Genomic DNA, 4,996 nt, shown 5'->3' with positions numbered 1-4,996 from the left:
CCGTTACTCTGGTCCCCGCGCCAAGGTCACCCGCGGCGCGGGGTGGGTTGCCCGAGCGGCCTAAGGGAACGGTCTTGAAAACCGTCGTGGCGCGAGTCACCGTGGGTTCAAATCCCACACCCACCGCGTGAACGGTATGAGTGAAGGGGCGTCCCTCGGCGGGGCGCCCCTTTTGCGCGCCCGGGGGTGAGGGCCATGTGTGGCTTCCGTGGTGGGACTGGGTAGGGAGCAGGGCATCCCGACCGGTTCTCACGAGGGTGGCGGCGAGCGTGGAGCGTACGACTCGGATCGGAGTCACCGGTCACCGGGACATCCCCGAGCCGGTGTTGGAGTGCGTGAGCGAGGGGATTCTCGACGAGTTCAGGCTCCGGACGGAGGGCGGACCCGTGGAGGCGTTCAGTTCCCTGGCCGCCGGCGCCGATCAGCTCTTCGCCGACCTCGCGGTGCGCAGCGGGATCCCCCTCACCGCGGTGATCCCCGGCACGGACTACGAACGCCACCTGGGCGGACCGGAGACCCGCAGGGCCTTCCGCCGTCTGCTGCACGTCTGCGCCGAGCGGGTCGACCTGCCGGTGGAACGCACACGCGAGGAGGCGTACGCGGCGGCCGGCCGCTGGATCGTGGACCACACGGACCGGCTGGTGGCGGTCTGGGACGGCGAACCGGCGAGGGGCCTCGGCGGCACCGGGGACATCGTGGCGTACGCGAGCCGGGTGGGCGTACCGGTGCGGGTGCTGTGGCGGCCGGGAGCGCGACGCCCCTGAGTCGAGAAAGCCCGCCCCCAGTAATCCCTGGCAGCTCACCCCCCGAACCTCGCCAGCCAGTCCGTGTGCTGCGGCAGCATCAGGTGTTCCGTGTCGGCGACCGCCTGGGGCCAGCGGTCCTCGTTGACGCTCTGGGCCAGGACCGCCCGTTGGGTCTCCAGGCCTTCGCGGACCAGGGCATGGGCGTAGGAGAGGGGATGGTGGCGGCGGGTCTCCAGCCACGCGACGCCGGTCGCGGCGGAGGCGGCGAGCAGACCGCTGAGGTCCCAGCCGGAGGCGATGCCGGCGCTTCTGACCACCGCCGCGGTCAGGGCCAGCAGGGTCAGCAGCGCGGTCAGCGCGGACCAGACGGCGGCGGACCGGCGTGCCTGGACGGCCCGGCCGCCGTACCAGCTGAGTTGGTCGAGGACCCGGTCGCGCAGGTAGATGTCCTTGCGGACGGTGAACGGCTTCTCGCGTACGGCCCGCATGGCGCGGGTGATCTGGGGATGGCGCGGATCGTCGGGTTCGTGGCGACTGGCCGGGTCCCAGAGGGTGTTGCGGACCGGGACGTATCCCGGCATCGACCGCACCGACCCGGCGGCCGGGGTGACGCCGGGTTCGTGGGAGGGCTCCTGCCAGCCGATGCGGCGCAGTCCTCGCAGGTGTTCCTCCAGTTGCTGTTTGAACAGCCCGTCCGGGTCGGGCACCTTGGAGTGGAAGGGACCTCCGTGCACCATGTACTGCCACGCCAGGGACTTGACCGTCTCAGCGGCGTCGCGGTGCGCCTGCCAGTGGGCGCGGGCCCGGCGGCGCTGGATGACGACACCGGTGACGACGGTGAGGCCGTACAGCAGGGCCGACAGGGCCGTGAGGACATGGCTGCCGAAGTGATCGGCCATGGTGGCGAAGACGGTGGCCACCAGCAGCAGCGTCAGCTGGGCCATGGTCGCCCGGAAAGCCTCGCTCTGACGGTTCAGTGCCCACCGGTCGTTGGAGCGGAACAACGGCGGCAGATCGTCGCTTCCTATCGTCGCGCGCGGCCCTGGAACGTTTTGCCCAGGTGTTGATGCCGCCATGGGTCACCTCGCCAAGAAGAGGGGAAGACTCATGGTGACTCGGAGTCGTGCGGGTGCCAACACCGCGTTGTCGAGGGGGCCTTGGTGGGCATCATGGCGAGATCCGGCCGCTGGCCGGGGAGCGCGGTCACGGGTTTCTGGCCGCATGGCGATCAATGTGCTTCCCTGAAGGCAGAACCGCATAACTCTGCCCGCAACTCGGAGTGCTCCGAACCGAGTTGCGGTCCGACGCACGCCCGCAACGACCACATCCACACCGCCCTGCCCGGAACAACCGCCGGGTGTGGCGGTACGAGTGAGCACGGGGGGTTCGTGGAGAAGCCAGCGACCGATGTGGATCTGGGGATGCCGGATCTGGCCGGACAGTCGGAGCGGGATCTCGGTGCCCTGCCCCCCGGCCCACTCGGTCAGACCGTGATGCGAGTCGTGTACGGCCACGGGGACCCGAACGCCACTGCGTCCGCGTTCGATTCAGCGTTGCCGCCGGACACCGCCTCGCACCCGACACGGCTGCGTGCCGGGTCCCGGGAGGTGGCACATGCGGAAGGTACGGCCTTTTCGTGAATGGGTGATCAAGGTCGCTCAGCAGTGCAACCTCGCCTGCGATCACTGCTACGTCTACGAACTTCAGGACTCCAGCTGGCGGCGTAAGCCCGCGGTGATCCCGGAGGAGTCGGTCACCTCCCTCGCCAGGAGGATCGCGGAGCATGCCCGGGCGCACGCCCTGCCCGAGGTCCGCGTCGTCCTGCACGGTGGGGAACCGCTGCTCGCTGGGAAACAGAGAATCGAACGCATCGTGTCGGTCTTGACAGACGAGTTACGCAGCGTCGCCGCCTGTGATATTTCAGTACAGAGCAATGGGACACTCCTCGATCCTGACTGGTTGGATCTGTTCCGCCGGTACGGGGTGTCGGTGGGGGTCAGCCTCGACGGTGACCGCACGGCGAACGATCGTCATCGGCGTTCCAGGAACGGCAGGAGCAGCTACGCCGCCGTTCTGAAGGGGCTGGAACTGTTGAGGCAACCGGAGAACAGAGCGCTGTACAGCGGTCTGCTCTGCACGGTCGACGTCACGTCCGATCCGGTGGCCACGTACGAGGAATTGATCTCCCACCAGCCCCCGATGATCGACTTCCTGCTGCCGCACAGCACCTGGGAGCACCCACCGCCCGGCCGCGACCCCCTGGGGACGGCTTACGCCGACTGGCTGCTGGCGGTCTTCGAGCGCTGGTACAGCGCACCGGTGCAGGAGACGCGGATCCGTCGCTTCGAGGAGATCATGGAGCGCGCGCTCGGCGACCGGATCTCCTCGCGGTCCCCTGAAGCCACGGTCTCCGATTTCATCGTGGTGGAGAGCGACCTGTCCGTGGAGCTCCCGGACAACCTGAAAGCGGCGTACGACGGTGCCGCGGCGACCGGACTGAACCTGCTCGACCACGACTTCGACACGGTGGCCCGGCACCCGAGGGTGGTGACGGCCCGCGGTGCGGGGCGTGCCCCGCTCGCCGCCGACTGCCTCGCCTGTCCCGTGGTCGGTCTGTGCGGCGGGGGGCTGCGGGCGCACCGCTTCCATCCCCGCAACGGATTCGACAACCCCAGCGTCTACTGCGCCGATCTCCGCCTGCTCACCACGCACATCAGGGACCGGGTGGTCGCCGATGTCCGGGAGTGGCTGGGGAGGGCCTCATGACCGAACCCATGGCGTTACGGATGACGGCGGAGGACCTGGGCGCCCTGGCCCGATGCCGTCCTGCCGCCCCGGCGTTGGCGGTGCTCCGCAAAGGGCAGATCAGCCACCGCCTGTTACTTCTGAAGGGCCTGGCCGACGCCGCCCGCCGGACGGTTCCCGGACTCTGGGCGCAGGGCGCGTCCGTCGGCTGGGACCTGTGCGTCCAGGTGTACGCGGCGAATCCACGCGCCCTGGAACAGGTGGTGCTGCACCCGCATGCCGGGGTCTGGCTCAGACGGTGCTTACGCGCCCTGCACGGCACCGGCCCGGACCAGGACCTCGCGGTCGACCTCGTCCGACTGGGGACGTTCGGACACGCCGCCGCGTTACGGGGCGGTCTGCGGCCACGCCTTGCCCTGCCCGCCCACGACGGGCTGCTCTGGCTGCCCACCCTGGGCGGGATCCGGCTCCCGGCGGGCGTGGGAACCGTCCGGCTGGACGGCTGGACAGCGGTGCTCCCGGACGCGGAGGTGGATCTTCGTGGGTACGGACAGCGGGGTGCCCGGGCGCGCCGGCTCCCGCCCCACCGTCTGGCGGTCACTTCGGCAGCGGCCCTGCCCCGGTTGTCCGTGGTGGTGGAGGACGCCGATCCCTACCGGGATGTCCACGGCTTCCCGGTCCAGCCCCGGCAGACGGCGGCGCAACGGGCCGCCTGGCACACGGTGCTGGAACAGGCCTGGAGGCTGCTGACCGACCTGATGCCGGAGCGGGCCGCGGACAGCGCCGCCCTGTGGTCGTCCCTGGTCCCGCTGCGACCCGGTCCGTCCGGGCGGGGGCGCAGCTCGTCCACGCGTGAGGCGTACGGTGCGGTGGCGGTCGCGCCCGGGCAGGATCCGGTGCGGCTGGCCGAGACCGTGCTCCACGAGACGAGCCACATAGCTCTGGCGGCCCTGACCGATCTGGTCGACCTGACCGACCCGGACGACTCGACGCACCACTCGGTGGGCTGGCGCCCCGACCCCCGCCCGCTGAGCGCGGTCCTCACCGGAGCACATGCCCACCTCGGGTTGCTCGACTACTGGGCGCGCGTCTACCACACACTCGACGGCGCACCGGCCCGTGCGGCGGAGGCGCGGCTGCACGAGTGCGGCCGACAAGTGGGCGCGGCCCTCAGGGTTTTGCGGCGTAACAGAGCCGGTCTGACGACCTGGGGTGCCTATTTCGTCGAGTGCATGACCCATGAGGCCCAGTCGCACGGCTTTCAGGTGAAGTCGTCGAAGCCGTCGCAGGCCTTGCGGCCATCGCATGCGATTCACCCGTCCGAGGGTTCGGGGGTCAGGAGATCGCATGCACCTGTACGGGTGGTCCCGAAGGAAGCGGAAGATATTCCTCCTTCGGGGGCCGCCCAGGTCAGGCCCCCGCCTCCGCGATCGACCAACAGTGCGTCAAACAGCGGATCCGCCGTGGTGAAAAGCGGGAGCGGGACGGTCGGTCAAGGGGAGGAG

Annotated in this window: 4 protein-coding genes and 1 tRNA gene; 4 read left to right on the top strand and 1 reads right to left on the bottom strand. The window is 70.1% G+C overall.

Features of this window, described 5'->3' with window-relative positions:
• Positions 1–41: 41 nt before the first annotated feature.
• Both EHS43_RS37165 and EHS43_RS37160 read left to right on the top strand, forming a co-directional pair.
• Positions 42–126 (top strand) — tRNA-Ser (locus EHS43_RS37165).
• A gap of 143 nt (positions 127–269) precedes the next feature.
• Positions 270–764, top strand: a complete 495-nt coding sequence (locus tag EHS43_RS37160) for a hypothetical protein (protein WP_260470892.1) — start codon at positions 270–272, stop codon at positions 762–764.
• Positions 765–799: 35 nt separating this feature from the next.
• On the opposite strand, the gene EHS43_RS37155 is transcribed toward EHS43_RS37160, so the two are convergent.
• The gene (locus EHS43_RS37155) at positions 800–1,750 is read right to left on the bottom strand and encodes a DUF4231 domain-containing protein (RefSeq protein WP_125195030.1); all 951 of its coding nucleotides are present in this window, start codon (positions 1,748–1,750) and stop codon (positions 800–802) included.
• Positions 1,751–2,390: 640 nt separating this feature from the next.
• Here EHS43_RS37155 and EHS43_RS37150 point away from each other — a divergent pair.
• Together EHS43_RS37150 and EHS43_RS37145 are read left to right on the top strand one after the other, a co-directional pair.
• A complete protein-coding gene (locus EHS43_RS37150) occupies positions 2,391–3,512 on the top strand; it encodes an FxsB family cyclophane-forming radical SAM/SPASM peptide maturase (protein WP_260470891.1) in 1,122 nt (373 codons plus the stop codon).
• Positions 3,509–4,996 (top strand): HEXXH motif domain-containing protein (locus EHS43_RS37145; protein ID WP_125195028.1); only part of this gene is annotated, 1,488 nt, incomplete at its 3' end. The genes EHS43_RS37150 and EHS43_RS37145, both read left to right, overlap by 4 nt.

The sequence above is a fragment of the Streptomyces sp. RP5T genome (assembly GCF_003933965.1).
Lineage (GTDB): Bacteria > Actinomycetota > Actinomycetes > Streptomycetales > Streptomycetaceae > Streptomyces.
Note: the sequence above shows the minus strand (reverse complement) of the source record. Positions and strands in the feature narration are given on the sequence as shown.